This window comes from Escherichia sp. E10V5, assembly GCF_004212315.1.
GTDB lineage: Bacteria > Pseudomonadota > Gammaproteobacteria > Enterobacterales > Enterobacteriaceae > Escherichia.
The window spans coordinates 108,501-133,420 of sequence record NZ_RHJM01000028.1 but is presented as its reverse complement, the minus strand read 5'-3'; the positions used below and the strand labels follow the sequence as shown (position 1 = coordinate 133,420).

General features: G+C 46.2%; 29 protein-coding genes and 2 pseudogenes. 11 read left to right on the top strand and 20 right to left on the bottom strand.

Translation table 11 applies throughout. The features are described from left to right. Window positions 1-51 precede the first annotated feature (51 nt). The 3 genes from mppA (at window position 52) to D9738_RS19250 (ending at window position 4,861) form a co-directional block, all read left to right on the top strand. On the top strand, window positions 52-1,665 hold the full coding sequence (mppA, locus tag D9738_RS19260) for a murein tripeptide ABC transporter substrate-binding protein MppA (RefSeq protein ID WP_130260911.1): 1,614 nt from the start codon (window positions 52-54) through the stop codon (window positions 1,663-1,665). A 187-nt stretch (window positions 1,666-1,852) separates the two neighbouring features. Next, window positions 1,853-2,932 (top strand): GH25 family lysozyme, encoded by a 1,080-nt coding sequence (locus D9738_RS19255; protein WP_240780602.1) that lies wholly within the window; start codon window positions 1,853-1,855, stop codon window positions 2,930-2,932. A gap of 3 nt (window positions 2,933-2,935) precedes the next feature. Continuing rightward, the gene (locus D9738_RS19250) at window positions 2,936-4,861 is read left to right on the top strand and encodes a GH25 family lysozyme (RefSeq protein ID WP_130260910.1); all 1,926 of its coding nucleotides are present in this window, start codon (window positions 2,936-2,938) and stop codon (window positions 4,859-4,861) included. 57 nt (window positions 4,862-4,918) lie between these two features. Here D9738_RS19250 and ynaI read toward each other — a convergent pair whose 3' ends face one another. After that, window positions 4,919-5,950 carry a low conductance mechanosensitive channel YnaI gene (ynaI, locus tag D9738_RS19245; RefSeq protein WP_130208775.1) on the bottom strand — a complete coding sequence of 344 codons (1,032 nt, stop codon included), beginning with the start codon at window positions 5,948-5,950 and terminating at the stop codon, window positions 4,919-4,921. Window positions 5,951-6,193: 243 nt separating this feature from the next. On the opposite strand from ynaI, the gene D9738_RS19240 reads away from it, so the two are divergent. Next, complete coding sequence (locus D9738_RS19240) at window positions 6,194-6,451, top strand: DUF2534 family protein (protein ID WP_130208773.1); 258 nt, start codon at window positions 6,194-6,196, stop codon at window positions 6,449-6,451. Between the two features lie 50 nt (window positions 6,452-6,501). On the opposite strand, the gene uspE is transcribed toward D9738_RS19240, so the two are convergent. The 5 genes and pseudogenes from uspE to D9738_RS24825 all read right to left on the bottom strand — a co-directional run bounded on the left by uspE (window position 6,502) and on the right by D9738_RS24825 (window position 9,497). Next, complete coding sequence (uspE, locus tag D9738_RS19235) at window positions 6,502-7,452, bottom strand: universal stress protein UspE (protein ID WP_130208771.1); 951 nt, start codon at window positions 7,450-7,452, stop codon at window positions 6,502-6,504. Window positions 7,453-7,602: 150 nt separating this feature from the next. After that, window positions 7,603-8,355 carry a fumarate/nitrate reduction transcriptional regulator Fnr gene (fnr, locus tag D9738_RS19230; RefSeq protein ID WP_000611911.1) on the bottom strand — a complete coding sequence of 251 codons (753 nt, stop codon included), beginning with the start codon at window positions 8,353-8,355 and terminating at the stop codon, window positions 7,603-7,605. A gap of 194 nt (window positions 8,356-8,549) precedes the next feature. Beyond that, complete coding sequence (ogt, locus tag D9738_RS19225) at window positions 8,550-9,065, bottom strand: methylated-DNA--[protein]-cysteine S-methyltransferase (protein ID WP_130208908.1); 516 nt, start codon at window positions 9,063-9,065, stop codon at window positions 8,550-8,552. Window positions 9,066-9,075: 10 nt separating this feature from the next. Then, window positions 9,076-9,217: pseudogene (locus D9738_RS24935) on the bottom strand (AbgT family transporter); the annotation flags it as partial. Beyond that, complete coding sequence (locus tag D9738_RS24825) at window positions 9,204-9,497, bottom strand: hypothetical protein (RefSeq protein WP_165383345.1); 294 nt, start codon at window positions 9,495-9,497, stop codon at window positions 9,204-9,206. The pseudogene D9738_RS24935 and the gene D9738_RS24825, both read right to left, overlap by 14 nt. A gap of 373 nt (window positions 9,498-9,870) precedes the next feature. On the opposite strand from D9738_RS24825, the gene smrA reads away from it, so the two are divergent. Next, the gene (gene smrA / locus D9738_RS19220; protein WP_130208769.1) at window positions 9,871-10,434 is read left to right on the top strand and encodes a DNA endonuclease SmrA; all 564 of its coding nucleotides are present in this window, start codon (window positions 9,871-9,873) and stop codon (window positions 10,432-10,434) included. A 30-nt stretch (window positions 10,435-10,464) separates the two neighbouring features. Here the strand turns inward: smrA and D9738_RS19215 are convergent, their stop codons facing one another. Further along, window positions 10,465-11,697: a sensor domain-containing diguanylate cyclase gene (locus D9738_RS19215; RefSeq protein ID WP_130208767.1), complete on the bottom strand. Its 1,233-nt coding sequence runs from the start codon at window positions 11,695-11,697 to the stop codon at window positions 10,465-10,467. Between the two features lie 256 nt (window positions 11,698-11,953). On the opposite strand from D9738_RS19215, the gene zntB reads away from it, so the two are divergent. The 3 genes from zntB to dbpA all read left to right on the top strand — a co-directional run bounded on the left by zntB (window position 11,954) and on the right by dbpA (window position 14,788). Beyond that, a complete protein-coding gene (zntB, locus tag D9738_RS19210; RefSeq protein ID WP_130208765.1) occupies window positions 11,954-12,937 on the top strand; it encodes a zinc transporter ZntB in 984 nt (327 codons plus the stop codon). A gap of 274 nt (window positions 12,938-13,211) precedes the next feature. Next, window positions 13,212-13,385 (top strand): protein YnaL, encoded by a 174-nt coding sequence (ynaL, locus tag D9738_RS25470; RefSeq protein WP_276319618.1) that lies wholly within the window; start codon window positions 13,212-13,214, stop codon window positions 13,383-13,385. 29 nt (window positions 13,386-13,414) lie between these two features. Beyond that, window positions 13,415-14,788 (top strand): ATP-dependent RNA helicase DbpA, encoded by a 1,374-nt coding sequence (dbpA, locus tag D9738_RS19205; RefSeq protein WP_130260909.1) that lies wholly within the window; start codon window positions 13,415-13,417, stop codon window positions 14,786-14,788. Between the two features lie 118 nt (window positions 14,789-14,906). Here the strand turns inward: dbpA and ttcA are convergent, their stop codons facing one another. From ttcA to D9738_RS19140, 13 genes and pseudogenes are all read right to left on the bottom strand, one after another. Beyond that, window positions 14,907-15,842 (bottom strand): tRNA 2-thiocytidine(32) synthetase TtcA, encoded by a 936-nt coding sequence (gene ttcA / locus D9738_RS19200; RefSeq protein ID WP_130260908.1) that lies wholly within the window; start codon window positions 15,840-15,842, stop codon window positions 14,907-14,909. A 51-nt stretch (window positions 15,843-15,893) separates the two neighbouring features. After that, window positions 15,894-17,129 carry a site-specific integrase gene (locus D9738_RS19195; RefSeq protein WP_130260907.1) on the bottom strand — a complete coding sequence of 412 codons (1,236 nt, stop codon included), beginning with the start codon at window positions 17,127-17,129 and terminating at the stop codon, window positions 15,894-15,896. A gap of 1 nt (window position 17,130) precedes the next feature. After that, on the bottom strand, window positions 17,131-17,346 hold the full coding sequence (xisR, locus tag D9738_RS19190) for an excisionase XisR (RefSeq protein ID WP_000079604.1): 216 nt from the start codon (window positions 17,344-17,346) through the stop codon (window positions 17,131-17,133). A 99-nt stretch (window positions 17,347-17,445) separates the two neighbouring features. Beyond that, complete coding sequence (locus tag D9738_RS19185) at window positions 17,446-17,634, bottom strand: DUF1187 family protein (RefSeq protein WP_001302840.1); 189 nt, start codon at window positions 17,632-17,634, stop codon at window positions 17,446-17,448. Further along, a complete protein-coding gene (gene ralR, locus D9738_RS19180; protein ID WP_001317028.1) occupies window positions 17,627-17,821 on the bottom strand; it encodes a type I toxin-antitoxin system endodeoxyribonuclease toxin RalR in 195 nt (64 codons plus the stop codon). Before ralR ends, D9738_RS19185 begins: the two co-directional genes overlap by 8 nt. Before the next feature lie 56 nt (window positions 17,822-17,877). Continuing rightward, window positions 17,878-18,687: a recombination protein RecT gene (gene recT, locus D9738_RS19175; RefSeq protein ID WP_000166313.1), complete on the bottom strand. Its 810-nt coding sequence runs from the start codon at window positions 18,685-18,687 to the stop codon at window positions 17,878-17,880. Further along, complete coding sequence (gene recE / locus D9738_RS19170) at window positions 18,680-21,352, bottom strand: exodeoxyribonuclease VIII (protein ID WP_130260906.1); 2,673 nt, start codon at window positions 21,350-21,352, stop codon at window positions 18,680-18,682. Before recE ends, recT begins: the two co-directional genes overlap by 8 nt. Window positions 21,353-21,451: 99 nt before the next feature. Continuing rightward, window positions 21,452-21,726 (bottom strand): annotated as a pseudogene (locus D9738_RS19165) (hypothetical protein). Window positions 21,727-21,800: 74 nt separating this feature from the next. Further along, window positions 21,801-21,971, bottom strand: coding sequence for a YdaE family protein (locus tag D9738_RS19160; protein ID WP_130260905.1), 171 nt, complete (start codon window positions 21,969-21,971; stop codon window positions 21,801-21,803). After that, a complete protein-coding gene (kilR, locus tag D9738_RS19155) occupies window positions 21,971-22,192 on the bottom strand; it encodes a killing protein KilR (RefSeq protein ID WP_000560220.1) in 222 nt (73 codons plus the stop codon). Before kilR ends, D9738_RS19160 begins: the two co-directional genes overlap by 1 nt. A gap of 420 nt (window positions 22,193-22,612) precedes the next feature. Further along, window positions 22,613-22,765 carry a DUF1391 family protein gene (locus tag D9738_RS19150; protein ID WP_130260904.1) on the bottom strand — a complete coding sequence of 51 codons (153 nt, stop codon included), beginning with the start codon at window positions 22,763-22,765 and terminating at the stop codon, window positions 22,613-22,615. An 11-nt stretch (window positions 22,766-22,776) separates the two neighbouring features. After that, on the bottom strand, window positions 22,777-22,911 hold the full coding sequence (locus D9738_RS25465) for a hypothetical protein (protein ID WP_000233807.1): 135 nt from the start codon (window positions 22,909-22,911) through the stop codon (window positions 22,777-22,779). A 236-nt stretch (window positions 22,912-23,147) separates the two neighbouring features. Further along, on the bottom strand, window positions 23,148-23,612 hold the full coding sequence (locus tag D9738_RS19140; protein ID WP_001253184.1) for a helix-turn-helix domain-containing protein: 465 nt from the start codon (window positions 23,610-23,612) through the stop codon (window positions 23,148-23,150). A 104-nt stretch (window positions 23,613-23,716) separates the two neighbouring features. Between D9738_RS19140 and D9738_RS19135 the strand changes: the two genes are divergently transcribed. Genes D9738_RS19135 through D9738_RS19125 form a run of 3 tightly spaced genes read left to right on the top strand, consistent with a single transcriptional unit; the run spans window position 23,717 to window position 24,831 of the window. Continuing rightward, window positions 23,717-23,992, top strand: a complete 276-nt coding sequence (locus tag D9738_RS19135) for a YdaS family helix-turn-helix protein (protein ID WP_000171139.1) — start codon at window positions 23,717-23,719, stop codon at window positions 23,990-23,992. Further along, window positions 23,976-24,398, top strand: coding sequence for a toxin YdaT family protein (locus D9738_RS19130; RefSeq protein WP_105289050.1), 423 nt, complete (start codon window positions 23,976-23,978; stop codon window positions 24,396-24,398). Before D9738_RS19135 ends, D9738_RS19130 begins: the two co-directional genes overlap by 17 nt. Before the next feature lie 19 nt (window positions 24,399-24,417). Beyond that, window positions 24,418-24,831 (top strand): hypothetical protein, encoded by a 414-nt coding sequence (locus D9738_RS19125; protein ID WP_130260903.1) that lies wholly within the window; start codon window positions 24,418-24,420, stop codon window positions 24,829-24,831. Window positions 24,832-24,920: the final 89 nt, after the last annotated feature.

Below are 24,920 nucleotides of genomic sequence, written 5' to 3'. Positions count from 1 at the left end.
GGAGAAACAAATAATTACGCATCAATATTAACGTCGGTTTGAGGGTAACTTATGAAGCACTCTGTTTCAGTAACTTGTTGTGCGCTGTTAGTCAGCAGCATTTCTCTTTCGTATGCTGCTGATGTTCCGAGCGGCACAGTACTGGCAGACAAGCAGGAGCTGGTGCGTCATATTAAGGATGAGCCTGCATCATTGGATCCCGCGAAAGCGGTTGGTTTGCCGGAGATTCAGGTGATTCGCGATTTGTTTGAAGGACTCGTGAATCAGAATGAAAAAGGGGAGATTGTCCCCGGCGTCGCCACCCAGTGGAAAAGCAATGACAACCGTATCTGGACCTTTACCCTGCGCGATGATGCTAAATGGGCAGATGGCACACCGGTTACCGCGCAGGATTTTGTCTATAGCTGGCAACGTCTGGTAGACCCGAAAACGTTGTCCCCATTTGCCTGGTTTGCCGCGCTGGCGGGGGTAAACAATGCTCAGGCGATTATTGATGGTAAAGCCACGCCTGACCAACTTGGCGTCACTGCCGTTGATGCCCATACCCTGAAAATCCAGCTTGATAAGCCATTGCCGTGGTTTGTTAATTTGACGGCCAACTTTGCCTTCTTCCCGGTGCAAAAAGCCAACGTTGAAAGCGGTAAAGATTGGACAAAACCAGGGAAACTTATCGGCAACGGCGCATATGTGCTTAAAGAACGCGTGGTGAATGAAAAGCTGGTGGTTGTACCGAATACCCATTATTGGGATAACGCAAAAACGGTACTGCAAAAAGTGACTTTCCTGCCGATTAACCAGGAGTCCGCTGCCACGAAACGTTATCTTGCAGGTGATATTGATATCACTGAGTCCTTCCCGAAAAATATGTATCAAAAGCTGTTGAAGGATATTCCAGGGCAGGTTTATACACCGCCGCAGCTGGGGACTTATTATTATGCCTTCAATACGCAAAAAGGTCCGACGGCAGATCAACGCGTTCGTTTGGCATTAAGTATGACGATTGACCGCCGCCTGATGACGGAAAAAGTATTAGGCACCGGTGAAAAACCAGCATGGCATTTTACGCCAGATGTTACTGCCGGATTTACGCCGGAGCCTTCGCCGTTTGAACAAATGAGTCAGGAAGAACTGAATGCGCAGGCAAAAACTTTGTTGAGCGCAGCCGGTTATGGTCCGCAAAAACCGCTGAAGCTGACGCTGTTGTATAACACTTCAGAAAACCATCAGAAAATTGCGATTGCCGTAGCGTCGATGTGGAAAAAGAATCTTGGTGTGGACGTCAAATTGCAAAATCAGGAATGGAAAACCTATATCGATAGTCGTAACACCGGTAATTTTGACGTTATCCGCGCATCATGGGTAGGGGACTATAATGAACCGTCTACCTTCCTGACGCTGTTAACGTCAACGCACTCGGGAAATATTTCACGGTTTAATAATCCGTCATACGATAAAGTGCTGGCCCAGGCGTCGACTGAAAATACCGTTAAAGCGCGCAATGCCGATTACAACGCGGCAGAGAAAATTCTCATAGAACAAGCGCCTATTGCACCGATTTACCAGTATACCAATGGGCGATTAATCAAACCGTGGTTGAAAGGTTATCCAATTAATAACCCGGAAGATGTGGCGTATAGCCGCACAATGTATATTGTGAAGCATTAATATGATGTCATCTGGCGCGTTTATGCGCGCCAGATTTAACAACCCCGATAAAATACCTTCTTTTTTAAAATCCCCCCTATAAAAATCACACCCAAGATAATTATTTGAATTTTTCTGCCAATGTCCAGCATAAATAATAATCAAATATTTTATTTAAAAGGTGTATTACATACTCCCAATATAAGCTGTGCTTTACTTTTCTTTACAACGCAAGACGTATTGCGTTCCTTGTGAAAATTTTCATTCGCAAACAGACACACAGCTAAAATGGGGTGGTAAAATGAAAAAATCCTTAGCTATTCCTTTAGTTATCTCGTTATTACTCCTTCATTATCCTTCTTTAAGCCTGGCCGCAGAATCACTGCCCGATGCCACGTCGTTGGGGCTGGAAAACTTAACGAATGATCTCTCACGACAAGAATTGTTTGTAAAAATACTGGAATCGGATCCATCTCGTGATAAAGAGTTTGATTCCTTTGCGGTAAAAAAATATTTTAAATTTCCGGCTGATGTCGCTTACGATTCGGTATTGAATCAACCACGACCCAGTTCTTTATTTGGTGTGGATATCAGCCATCATAACGGTAAAAACTTCCCGATCGAACTGTTGGCAAAAAATAAGTCTGTGTTCTTGTATATGAAGTCCAGTCAAGGAACGCGTTATGTTGATCCTGAATTCGCCGGTTTTTGGCTGCGGGCTGGGGATACTGAGCGAGGGATAAAACTTCACCGTGGGGCCTACCACTTTCTTTCCAGTGGCACACCGGCAGACGACGCGGAATTGTGGGGACGCAAGCAGGCAATGACGTTTGTTAAAGTTATTAAAGCCAATGGCGGGTTAAGGGCGACAGATATGCCACCGGCGGTGGATGTTGAGTGGGATGTAGATTCATCAACAGGTAAGGACCGCTGGCAGAAGCGTAAACCCACTGAAATAATCACGATGATCAAGGCATTCACCGCGCAGGTAGAAGCCGATTTAGGGCGTAAACCGGTTATCTACACTGCGCGGGCGTGGTGGAAAGATGCCGTCGGCGGAGAAAAAAGTTTTGCCCAGGTTGCAGAACATAATCTGTGGCTGGCTGATTATTCTAATCAGGCACAGGCCAGCGAAACGCCGCGTTCAATTAACCAGACAAAATGGGCAATCTGGCAGTTTACCGATGCTGCGCAGCTTAATTTGGGATCAAGTCAGAAATTCGATGCCAGTATATACAAGGGCCCGACCGCTGAGTTTTATTCCACTCTGGGTGTGCAGGAGTTTTAAATCATGAACAGGCGATGGCCAAATTTATGTAAAACGGTCCTGGGGCTGTTAATTGCAGGAATATCACTGGGAATGACTGATGCCCGCGCAGATGACATTTGCAAAAATGGCGCAATGGTCCCTGATGAATATTGTCATTTTTTTGTCCACTATGGGCCAGAGAACCCTGGGAAACTGGATATCCGGATCAGTGATGCGTTAAAAATACCCGATCAGGATGCAGCGAAAACGCGCTCCATCGGGTTGATTATTGCAATTTCAAAATATCCACTATTACATGCAGATATTCCGGCAGCCGCGGTGGATGGCCAAAGAATGGCTGATTTTCTGATCAACGGACAGAAGTTTGATGAGGTTATTTTATTGAGAGATCAGGAAGCTTCATTAGATAATATTAATTATTTTTTAAAGGAATATTTACCTGCCAGAGGGATGATGTTTGATAAGAAAGCTCGCTTGTTAATTGCTTATTCAGGCCATGGTCGTTTTGGCACTCAAAATGGTAATTCTGATAAAGCACCTGCATTTGTATTGAGCAACGCTACGGATATTGATGGTTCAAAAGGCATGTATGAAATGCCAGCTCTGAACACACAACTTAATATTCTGGCAAAGCGTTATTTCCATGTTCTGACTTTAGTCAATGCCTGCTTTGGTTCTGGCTTGTATGGCATGACTATCGGCGCGGGTAATTCTAACTCGTACAGTAATCCAGGTGCCTATGCAATAGCTGCCGGTGATGATAAAACAGAGGTTTACTCACTGGAGGCAAAGCGCGGCAGTGTCTTTTTCGATACAATTATCAAAGGAGTAACGAATGGCGTTGCCGACGAACGTTTTGGTAAGTCGTATATGGTAAAAGTAGATGGAAAAAAGGAATACTACGCAGGAATAACCAGAACGTTGAGTTTATTTATCTATGTTAATGATCAATATTCAGATATTAATGAAAAACTGGATGAACAAGGTAAGGGATTACATTTAAGCGATGCCTGGATAGGTGCAACAGAAATGCCAGCGGGTCCAGGGGGATTCTTCTTCATCAATGAACCTGCGGCAAGTCGTCTGGATAATAAGACTCAGCTGGCTGCGGGTAAAGCAGGGGAGTTTACGAATATTGATGTAGCCTCATTCTCGATTGATAAGTCAGCCCCTGTCCCCGCAGATAATCAGGAAAATGATAATAAATCGATTGAGATTCCTTATGGCCCCGTAAGTGCAATTCCCAACCATCCTGACATTCGTATTTTTAAAACGCCGGAAATTTACCCGATTCACGGGCATGATATTTCTTCTAACGATGGCGAAATAGACTGGAAATTATTCCAGGAAAAATCGTCTGCGCGTTTTGTGTATGCGAGAGTGGTTGGCTGGAGAGGTCCTGATTCATCATTTAAGTCTCACTGGAAACAATTAGCTGATTCCAAATTTGACCGTGGAGGTTATTTCAAATTTGATTTTTGCCGCACACCTGAGGCGCAATTGGAAACGGCAAAAAGTCTCCTGCCCGCAGAGCCGAAAATGTTACCGCCCGGCATTTTATTGGTAAATCCTGAAGGTGAAGATACAACTCAACTAAACTGCTTTAAAAAATCTGGAATGGCTAATGCACGTAATGATATTTTGCGTTTTGCCGATTTAATCTACCAAAATTATCACAAAACCCCCATATTTTATGGAAATCATAATAACCTGTCACATTTCATGGATAGTCGATTCGAGCAGTATATGGTGTGGATGGGGTATTGGGGACAAGCTGGTGTGAAGCTTGAAGGACGCAATCCCTGGACGCTTTGGCAATATTCAGGGAATGAAACGGTACCGGGGATCGGTCACAGTACGGAGTCTGAAGTTTTCTTTGGTACTGAGGAACAATATGTTCAGTTTAAAGCTGGCGAGAATAATGTCGCGCTGGCTGCTGTTAATTGAATAATAAATAAGACTGGATGGCGAATAAGCATATCGCCATCCAGTTTCTGCAGGTTATTACTTCACCTGTTCTGGTAGTGTGTTATTCTCCATATACAACGTCTGGCTGGGGAAGGCAAAATCCGCGCCATGCGACTGTACAATATCGATAATTTTCAAATATACGTCCTGCTGGGCGGCAAGCCATTCGGCCCAAACCGTGGTTTTAGTAAAACAATAAACCATAATATTTAGCGACGAATCGGCAAACTGGTTGAAATAAACCAATAGGGTTTGCTGCTGGTCGATGGCGGGATGATTTGTAAGCATTTCGCGTACCGCTTCGACAATAGCGCCCACTTTAGCCGCATCTTCATAACGTAAACCAATGGTCGTAGTAATACGACGGTTGGTCATTCGACCGGGGTTTTCAACGCTGATAGATGAAAACAGTGAGTTCGGCACGTACAGCGGACGATGATCAAATGTGGTGATTTTAGTCATTCGCCAGCCAATTTCTGCCACCGTTCCTTCGATATTTCTGTCAGGAGAACGGATCCAGTCGCCAATACTAAAGGGGCGATCAAAATAGAGCATAATGCCGGAAAAGAAGTTGCTCAGAATATCCTTACCGGCCATACCTACTGCAAGGCCACCAATACCACCAAAAGTCAGCAAGCCTGAAAGGCTCATGCCGAAATGTTCGCCATAGAGCAGAACAATGACGACGATGATGCTGATTTTGATGATCCGCGACATAATCCGTGCACTGGTAATATCGCGGCCTTTTTTAATCTGCTTCCGTTCAAACTGATTGATTAGAAGGAATAACTTAACCGTCAGGATAAGGGCTATCAGTGACGTACAGATAAAATCAACGGCGTCCGGTGTGATAAATTTGAGTTTGTAGTTTTCGATGACATAATTAATGATGCTACCAACAGCACTGATAATTATGGTGTAGATTAAAAATTGCACTGCGTGGAATAAGAATCCTTTTCTTTTATGATTTCCACGGCGAAACCAAAAGCTCATAAGAATCAATGCTGCGCAGCTACCGAAAATAATGACCAGATTAAGCGCATTATTTGTAAACAGTTCAGCGATCATTGTTTTATTAGGCTCCTCCAGATTGTTGACGTCATGCCGGAAACCCCTGGCGGGGTTATTTTATCGCGATAATTCATGCATATCATCAATAGACAAGGAAGGAAGTAGCAACATTAGCTAATTTATCAACGAGTTGATGATATGTTACGCGACAATCTATTGCTTTCAGGGCAGACAACACCAAAATGTCATGGTATTGTTACACACAAGTAACAAAGGGTTTATCTGCAAAAGGATTACATTATGATCATGGCGAAACTGAAGTCAGCGAAAGGGAGAAAGTTTCTCATAGGTTTGTTGGCGGTTTTCATTATTGCGGCGTCGGTAGTGACTCGCGCGACTATCGGTGGTGTTATTGAACAATACAACATCCCGCTGTCCGAATGGACGACATCCATGTATGTGATTCAGTCATCGATGATTTTTGTCTATAGTCTGGTCTTTACCGTGTTACTGGCAATCCCGCTGGGTATTTATTTCCTCGGTGGAGAGGAAAAGTAAGTAAAAGAAAAGGCCCGTAACTTCGGGCCTTGAAAGTAAGTGACGAACGATTAATCGTCGTCTTCGTCATCCAGTTCGACAGGTGTCTGGTATTGGTCGGGTTTAATCACCAGCAGGTCGCAGCGAAGATGATCAATCACTTGTTCCGCCGTATTGCCAAGGAATGCCGCAGAAATACCAGTGCGTCCTACGGTTCCCAGAACCACAATCCCTGCCTGTAAATGCTCCGCTAAATCGGGAATCACTTCTTCCGGTAGACCTTTTTCGACATGCGTCATTTTCTCGTCAATGCTGAATTTCTGCCGCAGGGCTTTCATCGCCAGTAAATGTTGCCCGCGAATAGCATCGTTATAAACGCTTGGATCAAATTCCGGCAGTTCAATCGCAATATTGATGGGGGTTACTGGATAAGCACCAACCAGATGTACCTCGGTGTGGTTGACCTGGTCCGCCAGTTCGATCGTCTCTTTCACCAGTTTTTCATTGAGCGCATTATGATACGGCTCTTCGCTGGCGAGATTCACCGCCACCAGTGCCTTACCCCCTTCCGGCCACGGTTGGTCTTTCACCATCCACACCGGGCTTGGGCATTTGCGTAACAGGTGCCAATCTGTTGGCGTAAAAATCACCGCTTCCAGGCGGTCATGTTGGTGCGCCATTTTTAGCACCAGATCGTGCCCACCGCTAAGTACTTCCTGAATGATGGCTTCGAAAGGACGGTTATGCCAGACCACTTTAATTTCAATGGGAACGCCAGCGTTAAGATAATATTTCGCCTGCTCGTGGATCCACGCAGTACGCTGACTAATGACGCCCTGACGCATGGCGGTCCGCTCGTCCGGGGAGAGTAGGGTAGTCATCTCGTATGAGAAGTCATAAATAGGCAAAAAGGCTTTAATTTTGCCACCAATCCGTTGATGCAAATAAACAGCTCGCCGTAATGCGGGTTGATCGTCCTGATTAGGATCGATAACAACAAGCATGTTCTGATACATAGCCATACAGAGTCTCCTTACAACAACTGTCAATGCAGTTTGTATTAAAAGAGTAACCTAGATCTGGTGAATGAAACAGTGATGAACCTTCTGCCAGATCAATAAATGAGAAAAATTTAATGATATGACAGAAGGATAGTGAGTTATGCGGAAAAATCAGGCGACGTTGCGTGTATGACCGGCTAGTTGGGCCAGCGCATCGTTATTTTCGATGGTGATATATTTACCTTTGACTGCCAGCATGCCGCTTTTCTGGAAGCGCCCCAGCAGACGGCTGATGGTTTCTACCGTCAGGCCCAGATAGTTACCGATATCGCCACGAGTCATCGTCAGGCGGAATTCACGAGGGGAGAAGCCGCGTTGGGCAAAACGACGGGACAGATTATAGATAAATGCAGCCAGACGTTCTTCGGCATTTTTCTTCGACAACAGCAGGATCATGTCCTGATCGCCTTTAATTTCGCCGCTCATCAGACGCATCATTTGTTGGCGCAAATTTGGCATTTTACCGGACAGATCGTCCAGCGTTTCGAACGGAATTTCACACACCATCGAGGTTTCCAGCGCCTGGGCGAAGCTTGGATGATGACCGCTGCCTATGGCATCGAAACCCACCAGATCGCCTGCTAAATGAAAGCCAGTGATTTGCTCGTCGCCTTGCTCTGTAATGGTATAACTTTTAATCGTACCGGAGCGGATGGCATAAAGCGATTTAAGTTCATCACCAGCCTTAAACAGCGTCTGGCCTTTCTGAATAGGCTTCTTTCGCTCAATGATATTATCAAGCTGATCAAGCTCATGTTCGTTGAGTGTGAACGGGATGCAAAGCTGACTGATGCTGCAATCCTGGCAATGGATAGCACAACCGCCAGACTGAATGCGCCGTATAATTCGCTTTTCCGGGATCATAGGTCTGCTCAAGCCGTAATTGATATTTGTCAATTTTAACATCTTTTTAGGGAGCAAGTAAGTCTAAGCAAACCTTAACAGCGGAGAATTCCGATAATAGATGTAAATTTATGTCTATCTAATTGAAAAGCCTTAGATTGTTAAGGGTAACTTTACGTAAAACTGTGAACACGCAGGCACAAATTGCTTAATGTTTACAGTAAAAGATAACCTTCATGGCGCAATAGCCACTCTTTTCGCTGCACTCCGCCTGCATATCCTGTCATCGTGCCGTTTCGGCCAATGACCCGGTGACAAGGCACCACAATACTGATCGGGTTTGCACCGTTGGCTGCGCCGACGGCACGCGCGGCCCCTGGGCGGCCTAGTTGTTCTGCCAGTTGACCGTAATGCATTACCTGTCCACACGGGATAGTGCGTAGCGTTTTCCATACTTCCCGTTGAAATGGCGTACCGCCGGTGGCAGTGGGTAGGGAATCAATAATGCTTAGATTACCGGCAAAATAATCACGAAGTTTATCGCTTAACCCGCCGGGATTGGTGGCGGAAATACGCTCATAACCTTCTTTGCGATAATGGATGTCCAGCAATTGCACCATGCGATCGCTATACTCTTCCCACTCAACCGCCCGCAGACGAAATTGTTCATCGCAAATAACCCACAGAGGACCCAGTGGCGTGGCAATTTTTTCTTCAAGTAATCTCAGCATCCGTTCTCTCTTAAGATAAATGTGGGTAAACCCCCGACTAATCAGCAGACCGACAAGATACCATGCAAGCAACATTAGCAGCCATACCACAAGAAGATAAGAGGGTACGGTACGACTAATGAATAGTAGGTACCTGGATTAGTTTCCGGTTTGATCGATAGCGCTGAGGTGGATTTCCGGGCTAAATGCGTCTGCCGCTTCGTTACTTCTCCCGACACCAGCGAGAATGTGGTTTTCTGCAATGCAACAAATGAATAAAAAAATAGAGCCTGTCGACATCCGCCAGACTCTACAGTACACACAGCAGTGCATCCGCGTCTTGAATCCGGCCTGCTTCCTGTCAGCCGGTGACAGTGTTATAACGGTTTTGCCCATCAGTTGCCAATTTTCTTCAGTGACAGATTTCACGAAAATATAAGTTAAAACGGTCATCTCCTGATTGAATAATCATGCATCGTTAATCGACTGGTGAATTTAGCGGATGATTAACCTGTGCGGCGTTTAAACATATTGCAGAGTGATTTGCTGAAGTATATTTCAGGCGAAGTGCAACAAATTACCGTCATCATATATTGGTTGCTGTGATGGACAAATCGCCTTAATTAGGGCCTGTGCAGGCTCACTCCCGGCTTAAACTGTTCGATACTGCAACCAGGCTGGTATAAAATGCCCCGCCTGCGGGGACACTAGCCTGTATGGAGCAAGATGTTGCTTCAACTTGCGAAGTGAACGATACAGCAAGCATCAGATGTATGAAAAATTAACTCGTCTGGATCACGACGTGCGAAGGTACATAGGAGGTTACATGAACCTTGACGACAAATCGCTGTTTCTTGACGCCATGGAAGATGTCCAACCACTGAAACGTGCTACTGATGTCCACTGGCATCCTGTGCGTAACCAACGTGCGCCACAGCGTATAGACACGCTGCAACTTGATAATTTCCTCACCACAGGATTTCTCGACATCATCCCGCTAAATCAGCCCCTGGAATTTCGTCGGGAAGGTTTGCAACATGGGGTGATCGATAAGCTACGCAGCGGCAAATATCCGCAACAGGCTAGCCTGAATTTACTTCGCCAGTCGGTGGAAGAGTGCCGCAAAATGGTGTTTAGTTTTATTCATCAGGCGCGGGCGGATGGTTTGCGTAATGTACTTATTATTCACGGCAAAGGCAGAGAAGATAAGTCTCACGCCAACATTGTCCGTAGTTATGTCGCACGTTGGCTGACAGAGTTTGATGATGTACAGGCTTATTGCACCGCGCTACCGCATCATGGCGGCAGCGGGGCGTGTTACGTTGCACTGCGTAAAACAGCGCAGGCGAAACAAGAAAACTGGGAGCGTCACGCTAAACGCAGTCGATAATTCATTGACGCTTCCGCGCTATTGAAAATATCAAGCCGCCAGTACGCGGTTGCGTCCGTCATTTTTCGCCCGATACAACGCATCATCTACGCGTTTAAACAATTCATCGATACCTTCATTGCCTTCGTGATGTGCCACGCCAATGCTGACCGTAAAACGCGGTAAGCCAGAAATACTCACTTTTGCCACGCTCAATCGGATAGTTTCAGCGAGAGAAATTGCGGTATCCAGCGGAGTTCTGGGTAATAACAAGACGAACTCTTCACCTCCCCATCGAAACACCATATCGCCTTTGCGAGCGCAGCTTTCGAGTGTACGTGCCAGAGTGCATAAAACTTCATCACCTTTCTGGTGACCGTACAGGTCATTAATATGCTTAAAACGATCGGTGTCGATAAGCAGCAAACTGTAATCCTGAGCGATTGCGAGATGCTGCATCTGGCCTTGCTCGGTGATGTGATAAAATTGTCGGCGGTTAAGTAACCCCGTCAACGCGTCATGGTGAGCCGCGTGTTCCAGTTGTTGTTCCAGCCTTTTTTGCTCGGTAATGTCATGCACGATGCATAACATTAACTTGTCGCCATAAATCTCAATTGGCCCGGCATAAGTTTGCACATGGCGAGTGGAACCATCTGCCAGCTTATGGACAAAGTTAAGAGGTTTATGTCCGCCGGGTAAACGCGAAATTTCATGCATGACAGGCATCACGCGACGCCCAAGAATATTAATTTCCCAGGTGTGTTTCTGACAGATTGTTTCATGGTTATAGCCATAGAAATTGAGTGCGGCCACATTGGCGTCGACAATTTGGCCATCACGCGAGGGATCTATCAACAGCATTGGCGCGGAATTAGTCAGAAAAAAACGCGCATAAAACCCTTGTTTTTTACGCTGATAATTTGCAGATCGGCTGGCTTTTAAGCCCAGACTTGCGGGTGTCTCCATCCCTTCAAATATAATCACTTCCCCAGAATCACCAATCTCTTTGAGGGTTAACCGACAGCTTAGTGCTGTCTCTTCACCATTACGCTTGACCGTGAGAATTTCTACAATATCGAGTTGGTTATGCAGGTCTACGAGATATTTTGGTAGTTCGTTTTGGGAGGAGACGGAATAGAGGCCGGTTCGTAGCTGACTAAAAGTGAGTTCTTGCATCAACAGTTGCGCAGCGCTATTGGCATAAATTAACCGTTCCTCGAAGGGGGAAACGATCCAGACAGGACTGGTTAATAAGTCCAGGGTATTGAAGTTGTGCGTAGTCATTGAAATCCCGTTATTTTTATCAATTTTCTATTGTTATCTGATCGCAAAAATGCCACCACGAATGATCAGATAATTCTGATAATGATAGACGCTATTTAACACTTTACCCCTTTTCTAATCATGAAAAGTATTTTGCTTTCTGTATTTAGTTTTGACAGGATTTTATTAATCATTTCAGGGTAATGGGGTGAGGAGATGTTGCGTAAGATGACCAGAAGACTAGACTACAAAATAAAGCATTGATAATGGAGGCACTGTGGAAACGATTAAGGGAGCGGACATAAATGTACCGGATGCAGTATTTGCCTGGATGTTGGATGGTAAAGGCGGCGTTAAACCGCTGGAAAATACAGATGAGATAGATGAAGAGCATCCCTGCTGGCTCCACCTTAATTATGTGCACCATGACAGCGCGCAGTGGCTGGCAACGACACCATTGCTACCAAATAACGTGCGTGACGCGCTGGCAGGGGAAAGCACGCGACCCAGAGTCAGCCGTCTTGGTGAAGGGACGTTGATTACGTTGCGCTGCATTAATGGCAGTACTGATGAACGACCCGACCAGCTGGTCGCCATGCGTGTTTATATGGACGGTCGGTTCATTGTCTCGACCCGACAACGTAAAGTACTGGCGTTAGACGATGTAGTTAGCGATCTGGAAGAGGGTACCGGCCCGACTGATTGCGGAGGCTGGCTGGTGGATGTGTGTGATGCATTAACCGATCACTCCAATGAGTTTATAGAGCAACTGCACGATAAAATTATCGACCTGGAAGATAATTTACTTGATCAACAAATTCCGCCGCGCGGTTTCCTGGCACTACTACGAAAACAACTCATTGTTATGCGTCGCTATATGGCGCCGCAGCGAGATGTTTATGCTCGTCTTGCCAGTGAGCGCCTGCCCTGGATGAATGACGATCAACGGCGCCGAATGCAGGATATTGCTGACCGTCTTGGGCGCGGTCTGGATGAGATTGACGCGTGCATTGCGAGAACTGGCGTGATGGCGGACGAAATCGCCCAAGTGATGCAGGAAAATTTAGCCCGCCGTACTTACACAATGTCATTGATGGCAATGGTCTTTTTACCCAGTACATTTTTAACCGGGTTATTTGGCGTTAACCTCGGCGGTATTCCAGGTGGAGGATGGCAATTTGGTTTTTCGCTTTTTTGTATTCTGTTAGTTGTTCTTATTGGTGGTGTTGCTTTATGGTTGCATCGTAGTAAATGGTTGTAACAAAAGCAATTTCCCCGGGTTTCTGTATACAAAAACGCCGTAAAGTTTGAGCGAGGTCAATAAACTCTCTACCCAATCAGGGCAATATCTTCCACGCAGGTGAATGCAACGTCAAGCGATGGGCGTTGCGCTCCATATTGTCTTACTTCCTTTTTTGAATTACTGCATAGCACAATTGATTCGTACGACGCCGACTTAGATAAGTCGGCTTTTTTTTGTCTGTTATCTGTCAACGTCTACCCTTTAAGAGTCTACCCAATGACCAAAGGGAAATATGATGACACTCATTTATTTGCAAATTCCTGTCCCTGAACCGATTCCTGGCGATCCCGTCCCAGTCCCCGATCCAATCCCTCGTCCACAACCTATGCCCGACCCGCCGCCCGATGAAGAACCGATTAAATTGTCGCAACGTGAGCGTAGATCTGCGAGGATACGCGCCTGCTAACTTTGCGCTGATGACCACGAGAATAGATTGTGACCGCTTTTTCTACCCTGAACGTTTTGCCTCCCGCCCAGCTCACTAACCTTAATGAGTTGGGTTACTTAACCATGACACCAGTGCAGGCCGCCGCACTTCCGGCGATCCTTGCTGGAAAAGATGTTCGCGTGCAGGCGAAAACCGGCAGCGGAAAAACCGCGGCATTTGGCCTCGGGTTGTTACAGCAAATTGATGCGTCGCTGTTTCAGACTCAGGCTTTAGTGCTGTGTCCGACTCGTGAACTGGCGGATCAAGTCGCAGGGGAGTTACGTCGGCTGGCGCGTTTCCTACCAAATACCAAGATCTTGACCTTATGCGGCGGTCAGCCGTTTGGCATTCAGCGCGATTCACTGCAACACGCGCCGCATATCATCGTGGCAACGCCGGGGCGTTTGCTGGATCACCTGCAAAAAGGAACTGTTTCGTTAGATGCGTTGAATACGTTGGTCATGGATGAAGCCGACCGTATGCTAGATATGGGGTTTAGCGACGCAATTGATGAAGTCATCGGTTTTGCGCCAGCTTCTCGCCAGACGCTTCTCTTCTCTGCCACCTGGCCGGAAGCGATCGCCGCGATAAGCGGTCGTGTACAACGAGATCCCCTGGCGATTGAAATAGACACAACAGATGCTCTTCCGCCTATTGAACAACAATTTTATGAGACATCCAGCAAGGGCAAAATTCCGTTGTTGCAACGGTTATTAAGTTTGCATCAGCCAGCGTCTTGTGTGGTGTTTTGTAACACCAAAAAAGATTGCCAGGCTGTGTGTGACGCGCTGAATGAAGTGGGGCAAAGTGCATTGTCGTTACATGGCGATCTGGAACAGCGCGATCGCGACCAGACGTTGGTTCGTTTTGCCAACGGTAGCGCTCGTGTGCTGGTAGCGACCGATGTCGCTGCGCGTGGTCTGGATATTAAATCGCTTGAGCTGGTGGTGAACTTTGAGCTGGCGTGGGATCCTGAAGTTCATGTGCATCGTATCGGGCGTACGGCGCGTGCCGGGAATAGCGGTCTGGCAATCAGTTTCTGTGCGCCAGAAGAAGCACAGCGCGCTAATATCATTGCCGACATGTTGCAGATGAAACTTAACTGGCAAACGTTACCAGCCAGCAGGGACATTGTGCCGCTGGAGGCTGAAATGGCAACGTTGTGTATCGATGGCGGGAAAAAAGCCAAAATGCGTCCGGGTGATGTATTAGGCGCGCTGACAGGAGATATCGGGCTGGATGGCGCAGATATTGGCAAAATCACCGTGCACCCAGCGCATGTCTATGTCGCAGTGCGACAGGCTGTTGCTCATAAGACATGGGAGCAGTTACAGGGCGGTAAGATTAAAGGAAAAACTTGCCGGGTACGGTTATTCAAATAACGAAATGTTGAATTGCCTGATGCAAGGCTAAACATCTTGCCGGATGCGACGCTGGCCGCGTCTTATCCGGCATGCATAAGAGTAGCCCGATAATCTTACGCATCGGGCGTTATCCTGATTATTTCACTTCAACCACATTCAGCCGCAGTTCATCCAGCTGATTTTCGTCTTCTTCAGGCTGCCAGCCCGTCGGTTGTAGTGGGAGCTCTTCGCGATCAAACGCCAGATCACCGCCGTTAACCACTTCTGAACCGTGGGTAATGCCTTTGAAATCGAACAGACTGGTATCGCACAGATGAGACGGCACTACATTTTGCATCGCGCTGAACATTGTCTCGATACGTCCCGGATAACGCTTATCCCAGTCGCGAAGCATATCGGCAATCACCTGACGTTGCAGGTTAGGCTGCGAGCCGCACAGGTTACATGGAATAATCGGGAACGCTTTCGCATCGGCAAAACGCTGAATATCTTTTTCGCGGCAGTAGGCCAGCGGACGAATCACGATATGTTTGCCATCATCGCTCATCAGTTTCGGCGGCATCCCCTTCATCTTGCCACCGTAGAACATATTTAAGAACAGCGTTTGCAGGATATCGTCGCGGTGGTGACCCAGTGCGATTTTCGTGGCACCCAGTTCTGTTGCGGTGCGATAAAGGATACCGCGACGCAGACGAGAGCAGAGCGAGCAGGTAGTTTTTCCTTCAGGGATTTTCTCTTTTACGATCCCGTAAGTATTCTCTTCAACAATCTTATACTCAACGCCCAGTTTATCGAGATACTCCGGCAGGACGTGTTCCGGGAAACCAGGCTGTTTCTGGTCGAGGTTAACGGCAACCAGCGAGAAATTGATTGGCGCGCTTTGCTGCAAATTACGCAGGATCTCCAGCATGGTATAGCTGTCTTTGCCCCCGGAGAGGCAAACCATAATGCGGTCGCCATCTTCAATCATATTGAAGTCAGCAATGGCTTCGCCCACGTTACGACGCAGACGTTTTTGCAATTTGTTCAGGTTGTATATCTCTTTCTTCGTATTCTTTTGATTTTCTTGCATTATTTCAGTTCTCTGGTACTAAATGGGGCAAATTGGGGGCAAACTTTGCAACTACGATAACCGCGCATTCAACATGGCTACCTGTTCGTCGTTCATGTCCTCAATCCACATGCCGTAAATTTCATACACCATCTGCGCAGTTTCATGCCCCATCTGGCTGGCTATAAATGCCGGGTTCGCTCCTGCCGTCAACAGCCAGCAGGCAAAAGTATGTCGCGTATGGTACGGATTACGGCGGCGAATACCAGCACGTTTTACTGCTGCATTCCATCTCGCACCCAAACTGCTTACCGAGTAATAAGGTTTCTGTTTTCCGTTACACACTCTGGGCATGAAAACAAAATGCAGTTTTTGCTTTTCGGTTCTGCCGTACTCCCGATGATAAAAGGTGATTTCGCTTTTGCGATGATGCCCGGTCAGTTTGTATTGCTCCTTCAGTGCCTCAAGAGCAGGCTGTAGTAGTGTTACCGTCCGGATCCCCGCATTTGTTTTTGGGGGACCGAACATATCAAGTATCGTCAGGTTTCTTCTGACATTCACAATTCCCTTCTCGAAATCCACATCCTCCCACGCCAGAGCAGCCAGTTCCCCGTGACGAAGCCCGGAGTAAACGGCAAATTTCCACAAGTTCTGGCTCTGTCCTTTTTCACTTTCCATTAATGCATTGAATTCTGTTTTAGATAACGGATCAGGCTTTATTCTGTTTCGCTGTAATTTTTTTACTCCTTCAAATGGTTTGGTTGATATAAATCCCGACTGATACGCAAAACGTAACAACGAACAGAGCAGGGCAATATAGTTATCAACTGTGCGCACGGTTCTTCCTTTTTTGTTGGATCTTGGATTATCCAGGTAAAGCGTTTCTCCATGCAGCAGTTCATTCCGGTAGTTTAAGATATCGCTATAACGAATATGTGATATCGGGGTACTCTCACAAATTATTATCCTGAGTGTTTTTAATTGTGATTTCGTTTTCTTCATTGTGTTTGTTGTTAACTCTGTTTCTTTAATTTTTGTCCAGATATCACAAAGCTCGCCGAACGTTTTTATGACCCTCGTTGTCACCATTTTTGCCCCAGTACTGGACTGGGGAAAACGTCTTAAATACTCAAATTCACCGGAGTTGATTTCATGAACTATCAACGCTCTTAAATTTCCGGCCTTTTTAATGTTACTGTTAGTAACCTCCCAGCCTTTCAATGTTTCCCGACATCGTTTTCCTCGAAACATGAACCAGATGCGAATGTATTTACCTCGAATCTCGACACCTGTTGGTAATTTAGACATATCATGAGTCTTTGATAAACTGATTTATCTTTGGATAGTTGTACCAGATAATCCCTCGCTTACTGTCTGGCTTCCCTAAAGGAGATACTCGTTTGAAGTGGAAACCTTCCACCCAACAGTTCTGGCGGTATGCTTCAATTTGTCTGGCCCCCAGACCAGTGCGAAGCATCAGGCCGTATTCAACCATCCACTCTTCATTAAAGATTACTTGTGCCATCGCATCACCTCTGGCAGGCGCCAATGTTAGACTGAAATTGACGCCCGATGTTGATTATTAATAATCAGCTATGAAGTTTTAATTTGAATACAATGCAATTCACGAGGACTGAAGTTTCTCGCAATTAAAATTTATCAGTTTTACTTTCTGCTCTCTGGAAACGCCTGCTTCTTTTTTACCTGAGAGCATTTTTTCGCATTCTGATTTCGTTAGTTTAGATTTTGAATATCTTGTCCAGTTAGTAGGAGTGCCACCTTCCTTTTCAATAGTGGCGGTAATTTTATACATGAACACCTCCATTATTATTTCCAGTGGTTCGTTTATTCCATCTTTCGAGTGCTTCTTTTTCACTTCCACCATAACCGGTTCGGGATTCGCATCCGTTACACTTCGCTCGGTAATATCCTGAAATGGCTTTCACCGTTACTGATGGACAACCACAAAATGGACATGGTTTAACATTGTCATATCTCATAATTTTTCTCATAAAAAATATTTCAAGTTGGCGGTGCATTACACCGCCAGGCTGAATTATTCCTCTGAATTATCGATTACACTGTATTCCCCGGTTAATACAGAGGAATCTGCAGGATCGATTGTCAGTGGTTCCTTTTCATCCATTGATACTGCACGCTGGATCTCAATTGATACGGGCAGGTATTTGAACAGGCGACGAATAGCCGTTTTCTTTGCCATTTCTTCCCAGTGAGTTACCCACGGCCCGTTATTACCAGCTTTACTCTGGCTGCGCACCAGCTCAATCTGTTTGCGCGTCATAACTTCAAACTGAGTGCCTCCGTCTTTCAGTCTTGCGACAGCATAGACGTGGGTAACCGGGGCATCTTCGTTTTCTCCTGGGCGGTGTATTAACTTTTCATCAAGGCCAAATTCGAAATTAAACTCGTCACCTTCACGGACAACACGGGCTGACAGGCTGGCGATTTGACCTGAACGGCGAGCCAGATCAATCATGCCGCGATAGCCAATGATTAGCTGAACGTTTTTTTTACCGCTCTTTTCGTTTTTATTACCAAAAGGCAGTAAATATGCATGACCGAGGGCGCTACCTGGCTCAAGTCCGAGCTGTGAACACTGTACGATTGCACTGACAAAACTCATAGTGTCACAGTTTCCTAACGCCGGAACTTTACGAATTTCTGTGGTGGCGATACGGATCATACGTTCAGCCGTCATATGGCGTGGAAGAGCTGCTGCCAGTTGCTCTTTCATTGATGGCTGGTTAATAAAACTAATCACGTCGTTATTTTTAATTGCTGCTGGTGCACGGTTTCCCTGAGTTTTTTGCAGATCGGCTTTTGCGATTGGTGGTTGCTTAGTCATTTGCATATTCCTTAGCCCAGCGGGGCAGTGATAACGTCTTAATAGCTGGCCATTCATCGGTATTGAGGCAGTCAGCCAGGGTTCGCAGATTGCGGTGATATTCCAGCTGACCTGCCAGTTTTGCTTCTTCGCCCATCATGAAAATTTCAACCGGATAACGTCCGCATTCAATAGTTGTGCTGGCAACCAGAAAAACGAAAGTTGGCTGCACTCCAAACTGTGCTTCATAACCGTCACTGTAGAATGCATCCTGAACGTGATAGCGGTAGTCGTAATAAGCGGTTTTGAATCGTTGAATATCCGCCGTAGTTTTCACGTCCATGATCCAGTGAAATTCAGGGATAATTTTGTCCGGACGGCACCGACACAAAATTCCTGTTTCAGGATCTTCCCAGTAAATTGATGATTCAGCGTGTCCGGCGCTTTCAACAAGCCATTGCCCCAGCGGCAAAGCCATAACGCTTTGATACATGAGTTCAATTTTCCGGCCTTCTTCCGCAGTGATAACCGTTTTTCCTGTGCTTGCGCATTCCATCAGAAACGCTTTCTCTTCTTCTTTTCCGGCGTTTGTACGGCGGTTAAATTCAGGTGCTACGATAAAGCGGTTACTGAATTCTTCCGGTTCAAGTACCCGGCAGTGGAAAGCGGTTCCTAAATCGAGCGTTTTTGTCTTTGTGGTGTCCACGGGGGCATTTTTACGCCACAAATACAGTGCCGGAGTATCAGCAATGTCGTCGAGCTGAGACTTACTGACACCGGGACCCGCGTGGTAATTCTCATTCGAAATTCCGTAATAAATACCTGGCTCTATGTCTTCCACGATTACGGGATCTGCGACTTCGCCAGTTTCATCACTGCAATCGCGATGTGGATCGCTGCCAGCATTCTCATTGTGCGGATGTTCAGCGCCTTCCATTTCCTCCGGATCATTTTCCTTAGCTTCAACCTGATTCTCTTCATCGAATGTTTCCTGGTATGTTGCGTCGCCCATCACCGCACCACAGTCAGGGCAGTTATCCCCGCCAGTCTTGCCACAGGCATTGCAGACTTTTTCCGGTTCCTGTTGCACTACTGGCTCAGGTTGTTTCACATCCGGGCTGGTTTTTTCAGTTTCTGGCGTGTTTTGTTTCGTTTCTGGCTGGTTCTGGTACACAGAATCGCGAGTCTGGATCCCCTTAACCCATTTCGGATCGTTCGGGTCGCTAATTCCGTCAACAAATTCACCACGTGATGCAGCAAGCAATTTGTCGGCATCGACAGGATTTTTTGATGGAATGTTTTTCCGGGCTTCATGGAGTTCTGCCCGCAGTTCCTGATATTTCGCATCAACAGAATTTACCTGTGACTGAGCATCCAGCGGCTGCGTGTCCTGATGATGTTCAGTTGCGTCCGGTTCCATTGTTTCAGCCTCTCCCTGTTCATCTGCCGTTGTTCCAGATGGTTGCGGTTTTTCATCATCATCCTGTTTTCCTTCTTCTGTTACACGCTGCGGCATCGGGGCAGAGGAGCGACCGCAGGCAATATCCACGATTTCCGGATCAGGGTTGGCATGATCGGTTTCAGTCAGTACCCTGTTCAGATATTCGGTGACATGGTGCGAGATAGCCTCTATACCGATTGGTGCTTCTTTTACGGACGCAACCACGATGGCGCGGGAATAATCCAGCCCGCCAGGCATGGTGATGAATTTGTCGCGGAAAACAGAAAAGGGCGGTTTATTTTCAGCGATAATTTCCTCAATGCGTTTAGCGTGTGCCGGATGAAGGTTATAGATGTCCACGTCCATTGAACGGGCCAGTACGCCAGTGGCTACATCGCGCGCCAGTGACGTCAGATCGTGGACGAAACCTTCGCCGCGATCGGTGAGGTTCCCGCCGCCAGCATTAGCACCGGAAGCCGTGCGAGTGATGCGTGAAACACGATTCCCTTTTCGCCATTCTTTTGTCAGAAGACCGCGATCAATGTGTTCGGTATCCAGCCAGGCTAAAATGAAATTCTTAAATTCATAGGGCTGATGTTTTTTCGTGATAGAGAAAACTGCCTTAATTGCATCAGTCAGGCGGAGCAGGGCGGCATTATCCAGAGTTGTCGGTTCTGCCATGCCGCGTATGGCCAACAGCAGATTCTGGACATAGCTGTTTTCCTGATCCATCTCAAGAGCAGTAATGTATTCGCGTTGTTCTCGGGTGGCATGATGCAGGTATTTCCGCTCCCCGGCTGCATACGTAAAAATGTGCAGAAGACGCTGTGTGAACCGCAAAGTAGATACAGAGACTTCGCAATCCTGGCAATCCCCGTGAGCGTCTGCCCGTGTGTTTTCTTCCTGGCCTCCCGCCGGTTCTTCGGTTTCCGGTGCATCCTCCTGATGGTGAACGTCGTCTGGCGCTGCTCCCGGTTTTAGTTCCCATGTCATGGAGTCTTTGCTGAGTTGATAGCGTTCACTCCAGGTAAAATCGATCTCACCTTCAGGGGGAAGGTCATTAACGACAGGAAAATTTGTGGCAACAGCTTTAAAATAGTTGCTCAGTTTTTTACCTGACTTAACGAGCAGATAGTCCAGAGTGGTGCTGGTCGATTCAAAATCGTCGCTTGCCCACAGGACGACGTCAGGTTCACCGGATGATTTTTTCGCTTTCCGTAACAGGAAGAGTGGTTTTGTGCTCATTGTTTTTTAACCTCAACTCAGATTAAAATTACTGCGAGTGATGAATAAATGTCCCAGGTTCTTCACTCAGGCCTGCACACTGTGCAGGCTTTCTTTTTTTCAGATTTCACCTTTTAATTTCATTGCAATCAGAGTTGCCAGAAATTCGGCTTTTTTTCTGCGGGCAGATTATTTCCGATGTAAACCAGGCACATTTTTGTGGCACCTTCAACAAGAGTTTTAAAGTTTCCTGATAGACCGTCGATATCAACCACAGTGAATGGGGTTTCTTTATTTTCTGTTTTAATTACGTAGCCAATATGCTTTCCTTCCAGGTAAACCTCGTGAACAATGTTATCAGTAGTTGCAACAGTGGCTTCATAATTGGTGTTCATGTTTTTCTCCTTAATTAAGGTTGAGCGAATCCCTGCCATTGCTGGCATAAATTCAGTTTCGAATAGTCAGTTAATTAAAGTTCGTGTGCCATCTGGTCTTTTTCGGCACAATTTTCACTACAATATTTTTTCATTTCCGTCGTTGGGATAACTCCACGCATGAAATGAAGTGGTCTTTTAATACTTTTGCTTTCTTCAATTTCTTTATTGCAAAGGTGGTAAGCACATTTTATTTTCTTAGTCATCACCATGACTCCGCCTTTACAGGTAAACCATCACGACCGAGGAAGACTTTAATCATGCAGTCAGTAATGCATGTTTTTGTGGTCAGGTTACGAATATAAAGTTTTCGCTTTTTAATATTGTTTGCCGAGGCAATATATGTCCGGCCTTCATGAAGAACATAGTCACCAGGAGTCACACACTGACGTGGTATTTCATCAGTTCCGAAGTGATGTGCAATCATAATTATCTCCATTTTTACAAATGAACTTTGTTGATGCGGTGCCTGGTGCCTCCAGGTGACTGCAACCAGTTAACAATTACAGTCGGCTTTCCCACCCAAACCAATAAGGACTAACATGACTTTTAACTGTGCCGCGTGCGCTTAGCCGCATTCACCGCATCACAAAATTCACTTTAAAAAGGGCGGACATCAGTCGAACTTCAAGAAAAAACTGATGCCGCCAGGACTACACACAGCTGTGTTGTTATTCACAACCGGAGGCGCACTCCCACCATTTAAATTTAACAGACAAGACCGACTCTTTATGAATATAGGAAGTGCGCCTTCGTGTTGTGCCCGGTTTTATTTCACCACCTCCGGGCTTTGGTGGCCTCGGCTATACCCCTACAGCGAGAATATTGAATTAATCCAAATAATGGATTAGCAAGTATTTCTGGCAAGCCAGCGACGTGCGCCCGTTTCAGTTTTGAATGTCTTGCTTTTGGTATAAGTCATGGCGGTGAACGTTCCATCCTGGTTGGGGAACACGCCACACACTAGGGAATCGTTGTTGCCGAGGTCGATTTTTTGCATTTTGGGAACCCTCACATCTTGTTGTTGCGGATAGAGGCTTCTGCCTGCCAGAGATCCCAGTCGTTGCTGCGTAGAGCCTGCACAGCCTGGTTGTAAGTGATACCGCAACAATCCATCAAATACTGAACTACTTCGTAATGCACCATCTTATCTCTCCCCTTAACGCCGGGTGGCGGAACTAAAACCTACAGCGCCGTGCTGCTTCTGTAATAATATTAGTTATGTTCATATTGATGATCAACACAAATATGCATTTTGTTGATAAAAATGTACTATCCTAATGAAAATTTTAGTGTTTTTTTTGATAAAAAAGTAAGGTGATGGGGGCGGAGGGGACAAAAAAACCGCCAGGGATGGCGGTTTAGTTACGAGGTGGTGGGAGCTATTTCTTCATGCGTTTCTGAGCTGCCAGCATATTTTCAAACGCTTCTTTGTAGAGTTCATTCTGGCCTTTAAGCCTTTCGATTAGTTTTGCTTTTTCTGATTCGGGGAGGATATCAAAAAGATCCAGTAAATCAGCTTGTTGCTTGTTAACCATCCGCCACCCTTCGCCTTCGAAACTTTCGTCATAAGTTCCAGAGGAACGTACGTAATTCATCAGATCAGCTAAATCAGGCCTCAAGTCTTCAGGCTTAACTCTTAGCAATACTGCGAATTTTAATGCCGCATCAGTGTTAAGTGGAGCCTTTCCGTTGAGATAGTGGCTAACCGTAGATTGCGTCTCAAAGCCCATTAGCTCGGCAGCAAGCTCCTGAGTCAGTTTGAGCTCTCTTTTTTTTGCATCCCAGATTCCGCGTAGACGCTGCGTAGCTTCTGGCGATGCGATTTCTTCGCGTTTTCTTCTCATACAACCATCTTATGAACACAGCTCATAATCTCAAACTGATATAAGTATTGATCATTTAAATTAGTATAGTTAATATTTTGGTAAACATTACTAAGGTGACCCTTATGACATTAGATGAATATTTGAAAAAAAATCGTGTACGACAGTCTTGTTTGGCCGCGCTGGCTGGTTGTTCGCAATCAATGATTAGCCTCGTTGCTACTGGACGTAGTCAGTTAAGTCCTGAAAAGGTATTGCGTATCGCAGAGGCTACGAATTTCGAGGTTACACCTCATGAACTCCGGCCTGATATCTACCCGAATCCGACCGATGGTTTACCTGTTGGATGTAAGGCTAACACACAAAATGCACAGGAGTTGATTCATGAAAATCAGGCATGAGCACATCGAATCAGTGTTGTTAGCCCTAGCCGCTGAAAAAGGGCAGGCGTGGGTCGCTAACGCAATTACTGAAGAATATCTGCGCCAGGGGGGCGGCGAATTGCCCCTGGTACCAGGCAAGGACTGGAATAATCAGCAGAACATCTATCACCGTTGGTTAAAAGGTGAAACGGAAGCGCAAAGGGAAAAAATTCAGAAACTGATCCCTGCAATTCTGGCAATCCTTCCGCGCGAGCTGCGTCACCGACTCTGCATCTTCGATACCTTGGAACGCCGTGCATTACTGGCGGCGCAGGAAGCGTTGAGTACGGCAATTGATGCGCATGATGATGCAGTCCAGGCCGTTTACCAGAAAGCGCATTTCAGCGGCGGCGGGTCTTCCGACGATTCTGTCATTGTTCATTAAGTGGATAGGGTAACTAACAATGAAAATCAAACCGTTTATCAATGCTGGAAATCTTACTCCCGGCGAACTACGAGACTGGATCCTGAAACTTGCAAAAAATGCAGAAATTGCGGGTTGGGGTACAGAAACTTCGGTTCGGAAGCTTCAGAGCGCAGAACTTAGCCTGCGCTCAGTTATGGACGATTTATCCCCAAGAATTAATTTTCTGGGGTCAGAGCAAATAATTCGTTCGGAAGGTCACTCCAGCGAAGTTGCGGAAGTTCTGAATACTCTGAGGGTAACTTTTGCTGCCGTTCTCGATATTCAACGAACCATTCTCTCATTGATTTCTCAGCTTCAAGAAATTGATAGTCGCATTCCTGACGGGGGTCATAGAGAGCGTCTTCCAGAATGTGAAGAGCAAGGACAGGGGAAACAGATAAGGGATCAGTAATACGTTTTTCACTTGCCTGGTATAGCAATCTCGCCAGCGAATCATAGCTACTGGGGCTCAGGAGAGAATCCCGTGAGTGATTTGCAAGA

Excerpts from the sequence above, each read along its gene's own strand:
- D9738_RS19125 (WP_130260903.1), top strand. The coding sequence starts at position 24,418 with ATGAAAATCAAACCGTTTATCAATGCTGGAAATCTTACTCCCGGCGAA.
- D9738_RS19160 (WP_130260905.1), bottom strand. The coding sequence starts at position 21,971 with ATGACTAAGAAAATAAAATGTGCTTACCACCTTTGCAATAAAGAAATT.
- D9738_RS19185 (WP_001302840.1), bottom strand. The coding sequence starts at position 17,634 with ATGTATAAAATTACCGCCACTATTGAAAAGGAAGGTGGCACTCCTACT.
- D9738_RS19250 (WP_130260910.1), top strand. The coding sequence starts at position 2,936 with ATGAACAGGCGATGGCCAAATTTATGTAAAACGGTCCTGGGGCTGTTA.
- fnr (WP_000611911.1), bottom strand. The coding sequence starts at position 8,355 with ATGATCCCGGAAAAGCGAATTATACGGCGCATTCAGTCTGGCGGTTGT.
- ogt (WP_130208908.1), bottom strand. The coding sequence starts at position 9,065 with ATGCTGAGATTACTTGAAGAAAAAATTGCCACGCCACTGGGTCCTCTG.
- recE (WP_130260906.1), bottom strand. The coding sequence starts at position 21,352 with ATGAGCACAAAACCACTCTTCCTGTTACGGAAAGCGAAAAAATCATCC.
- D9738_RS19195 (WP_130260907.1), bottom strand. The coding sequence starts at position 17,129 with ATGTCTAAATTACCAACAGGTGTCGAGATTCGAGGTAAATACATTCGC.
- D9738_RS19215 (WP_130208767.1), bottom strand. The coding sequence starts at position 11,697 with ATGACTACGCACAACTTCAATACCCTGGACTTATTAACCAGTCCTGTC.
- uspE (WP_130208771.1), bottom strand. The coding sequence starts at position 7,452 with ATGGCTATGTATCAGAACATGCTTGTTGTTATCGATCCTAATCAGGAC.
- D9738_RS19150 (WP_130260904.1), bottom strand. The coding sequence starts at position 22,765 with ATGCAAAAAATCGACCTCGGCAACAACGATTCCCTAGTGTGTGGCGTG.
- mppA (WP_130260911.1), top strand. The coding sequence starts at position 52 with ATGAAGCACTCTGTTTCAGTAACTTGTTGTGCGCTGTTAGTCAGCAGC.
- kilR (WP_000560220.1), bottom strand. The coding sequence starts at position 22,192 with ATGATTGCACATCACTTCGGAACTGATGAAATACCACGTCAGTGTGTG.
- D9738_RS19135 (WP_000171139.1), top strand. The coding sequence starts at position 23,717 with ATGACATTAGATGAATATTTGAAAAAAAATCGTGTACGACAGTCTTGT.
- ynaI (WP_130208775.1), bottom strand. The coding sequence starts at position 5,950 with ATGATCGCTGAACTGTTTACAAATAATGCGCTTAATCTGGTCATTATT.
- D9738_RS19240 (WP_130208773.1), top strand. The coding sequence starts at position 6,194 with ATGATCATGGCGAAACTGAAGTCAGCGAAAGGGAGAAAGTTTCTCATA.
- smrA (WP_130208769.1), top strand. The coding sequence starts at position 9,871 with ATGAACCTTGACGACAAATCGCTGTTTCTTGACGCCATGGAAGATGTC.
- ynaL (WP_276319618.1), top strand. The coding sequence starts at position 13,212 with ATGATGACACTCATTTATTTGCAAATTCCTGTCCCTGAACCGATTCCT.
- D9738_RS25465 (WP_000233807.1), bottom strand. The coding sequence starts at position 22,911 with ATGGTGCATTACGAAGTAGTTCAGTATTTGATGGATTGTTGCGGTATC.
- recT (WP_000166313.1), bottom strand. The coding sequence starts at position 18,687 with ATGACTAAGCAACCACCAATCGCAAAAGCCGATCTGCAAAAAACTCAG.
- xisR (WP_000079604.1), bottom strand. The coding sequence starts at position 17,346 with ATGGCACAAGTAATCTTTAATGAAGAGTGGATGGTTGAATACGGCCTG.
- D9738_RS19140 (WP_001253184.1), bottom strand. The coding sequence starts at position 23,612 with ATGAGAAGAAAACGCGAAGAAATCGCATCGCCAGAAGCTACGCAGCGT.
- ttcA (WP_130260908.1), bottom strand. The coding sequence starts at position 15,842 with ATGCAAGAAAATCAAAAGAATACGAAGAAAGAGATATACAACCTGAAC.
- D9738_RS19130 (WP_105289050.1), top strand. The coding sequence starts at position 23,976 with ATGAAAATCAGGCATGAGCACATCGAATCAGTGTTGTTAGCCCTAGCC.
- ralR (WP_001317028.1), bottom strand. The coding sequence starts at position 17,821 with ATGAGATATGACAATGTTAAACCATGTCCATTTTGTGGTTGTCCATCA.
- D9738_RS24825 (WP_165383345.1), bottom strand. The coding sequence starts at position 9,497 with ATGACCGTTTTAACTTATATTTTCGTGAAATCTGTCACTGAAGAAAAT.